Origin of the sequence: Albidovulum sp. (assembly GCF_049646345.1) — a bacterium.
Lineage (GTDB): Bacteria > Pseudomonadota > Alphaproteobacteria > Rhodobacterales > Rhodobacteraceae > Albidovulum.
This window is the reverse complement of record NZ_JBARVQ010000402.1, coordinates 1-2627: the sequence shown is the minus strand read 5'-3', so window position 1 is coordinate 2627 and position 2627 is coordinate 1. Positions and strand designations below refer to the sequence as shown.

General features: G+C 59.8%; 2 protein-coding genes and 2 pseudogenes. 1 reads left to right on the top strand and 3 read right to left on the bottom strand.

From position 1 onward, the window contains the following. Nucleotides 1–341 (top strand): annotated as a pseudogene (locus WBB85_RS09825) (IS5/IS1182 family transposase); the annotation flags it as partial. 46 nt (nucleotides 342–387) lie between these two features. Here WBB85_RS09825 and WBB85_RS09820 read toward each other — a convergent pair. The 3 genes and pseudogenes from WBB85_RS09820 to tnpB form a co-directional block, all read right to left on the bottom strand. Further along, nucleotides 388–597: pseudogene (locus tag WBB85_RS09820) on the bottom strand (IS3 family transposase); the annotation flags it as partial. A gap of 21 nt (nucleotides 598–618) precedes the next feature. Beyond that, nucleotides 619–2118: an IS66 family transposase gene (gene tnpC / locus WBB85_RS09815; protein ID WP_432638440.1), complete on the bottom strand. Its 1500-nt coding sequence runs from the start codon at nucleotides 2116–2118 to the stop codon at nucleotides 619–621. Nucleotides 2119–2178: 60 nt separating this feature from the next. Continuing rightward, nucleotides 2179–2526, bottom strand: a complete 348-nt coding sequence (gene tnpB, locus WBB85_RS09810) for an IS66 family insertion sequence element accessory protein TnpB (protein ID WP_432638439.1) — start codon at nucleotides 2524–2526, stop codon at nucleotides 2179–2181. Nucleotides 2527–2627 lie beyond the last annotated feature (101 nt).

Sequence of the window (2627 nt, the reverse complement as noted above, 5' to 3'; positions counted from 1 at the left end):
CCGATGCCCGGTCCATGGCCACGACGGCGCGGATGCCACGCATTGTCGGCTATAACGTCCAGACGGCGGTCGAGGCTGACAACCATCTTATCGTTGCGCACGAGGTTACGATGTTTGGATTCGACCGGGATGCCTTGTCGATGATGGCCGTGGCAGCACAAGATGAAATGACGACAGATCAGCTCACAGAAATCGCGGACAAAGGTTATTACAAAGGCGAGGAAATTGTCGCCAGCGAAGATGCTGGCATCTCGGTTGTTGTCCCCAAGCCCATGACATCAAATGCCGCTGCACGCGGTCAGTTTGACAAGGCTGACTTCGCCTATGACCGTGACATGGATGGACCTGTCGCGCTTTTGTGCCGCCCCAAGTGCTCGTTTAGGGCACCTATCGCTCGAAGGCGACAGGGCTTTTCCAGCCCAGTGCTGAGTGGCGACGGCGCGAATTGTAGAAGCCGTTGATGTATTCGAAGATTGCCATCTCGGCCTGCCGCCGTGTTTCCCATGACCGTCGCCAGATCAGTTCTGCTTTGATGGTGTTGAAGAACGTCTCGACAGCCGCGTTGTCATAACAGTTGCCCTTGCCGCTCATCGAGAGTTAGCGTCCAGTCTGACCGCCCTACGGAGCGGTTTTCCACGGCAGGAGATCGTCGACCCGGTTGATCTTGTAGTCAGGGATGCGTGCAAGTGTGTCGGCTAGCCAGGCCTGCGGATCAATGCTGTTCAGTTTGGCGGTTTCGATCAAGGTGTAGGCGATTGCGGCGGCCTTTCCGCCGGTCTGCGAGCCCACGAAGAGATAATTTTTCCGGCCGATGGCGATGGAGCGCATCGCGCGCTCGGCCGTGTTGTTGTCGAGTTCCAAGATACCGTGATCGAGATAGGGCCGGAGCCGTGCCATGCGGGTCAGGGCATAGCGGATCGCGGCCGCCAGCGGCGATTTGCCAGAGATGTTGGGCAGTTGGGCGTATAGCCAGACTTCCAGATCGTCGAAGATCGGTTTTGCTTTGCCTTGCCGGATATCGACACGTCGGTCCGGCGGCGATCCACGAGCTTCCTTCTCGATCGCATAGAGTTGAGCGATGCGCTTGATGACCTCGTCGGCGATGGCGGAACCTTGAGCGCGGTGAACATCCACAAATTTCCGTCTGACATGCGCCATGCAAGCGACCTCGTGGATATCGCCCGAGCGGTAGAGATCTTCGAACCCGGCATAGCCATCCGCATGCATCCAGCCTTGATAACTTGCTAGGTGATCTTTGGGATGCTGCCCTTTGCGATCCGGTGAGAACTGATACCAACTTGCCGGTGGTGCATCGCTGCCCCACGACCGTTCATCCCGCCCGTAAGCCCACAGACGTGCCGTCGCTGTCTTGCCGGTGCCAGGCGCCAGCATGTTCACCGGCGTGTCGTCTGCGAAGATTGCCCGCCCGGCCAGAACATGCCGCCCGATGGCATCCGCGAGCGGTTCCAGCAGCGCCGTGGACTTGCCGACCCAGTCGGCCAGCGTTGAACGGTCAATGTCGATCCCATCGCGCTCAAAGATGCCACTTTGCCGATAGAGCGGCAAATGATCCGCATATTTGTTGACCAGAACACGCGCCAGCAGGCCAGGACCAGGACGCCCGCGTTCGATGGGGCGCGATGGCAACGGCGCTTGTGTGAAGCCATCGCAGCCCGAGCACGCCATGCGTGGCCGCACGATGCGGTTCACGATGAACCGTCCCGGAACGTATTCCAACTCTTCGGTCACATCCTCGCCCAGACGACGCAGTGCGCCACCGCAATGGGTGCAATCGTCGTTGCCAGTCGTCAGTTCGACTTCCATGCGTGGGATGTGATCGGGGATTGGCCGACGCTTCGGCTTGTCCTTCGGCTCTTCATCGGGAAGTCGCAGCTTTGCCGTCATCTTTGCAACGGCGATCTCGCTCGTTTCCAGCGCCAGTTGAAGCTGCTCGATACTTTCTGACGACGACCCAAACCGGTGATTGCGATGACCCGCCAACTGGTGCCGCAGCTTCTCGATCAGGACCGCCTGCGACTTCACCTCGGCCAGCAACAGCGCAGTGAACTGTCTCAGTTCATCGGGGTCTTCCGGCAGGGATTTGGCCACGTCCAACATGACCGGACCATAGCAAAACAACGGTGCTACGGGAATCCCGCACGGGCAATCACCGTCGCTTTATCCCGCCTTGAGCGGCTTCCAGCTGCGTTGCGGCAGACGCCAGTCGATTCCCTCCATGAGCATTGCCAACTGCGCGGCAGTCAGGGCAATCTTGCCCTCCTTCGCCGAGGGCCAGACGAACCGACCCTTCTCAAGCCGTTTGCTGAACAGGCACGCCCCTTGGCCGTCCCACCAGATGATCTTGATCAGGTCGCCGCGGCGGCCGCGGAAGACAAACATGTGACCCGCAAACGGGTCTTGCTGCAGCGTCTGCTCTGCCTGGGCCGCCAGCGTCGTGAACCCGCGCCGCATATCGGTCACACCCGCTGCAAGCCAGACCCGTGTGTTCGCCGGAACCGGGATCATGCAGACAGGCCTCGGATGAGCCGGGCCAATGCTTCAGGATCCGGCGCATACCGAGGATCACGCAACCACTTGAAAATCATGTTGGCATTCATCGCATAGCG

Excerpts from the sequence above, each read along its gene's own strand:
- tnpC (WP_432638440.1), bottom strand. The coding sequence starts at position 2,118 with ATGTTGGACGTGGCCAAATCCCTGCCGGAAGACCCCGATGAACTGAGA.
- tnpB (WP_432638439.1), bottom strand. The coding sequence starts at position 2,526 with ATGATCCCGGTTCCGGCGAACACACGGGTCTGGCTTGCAGCGGGTGTG.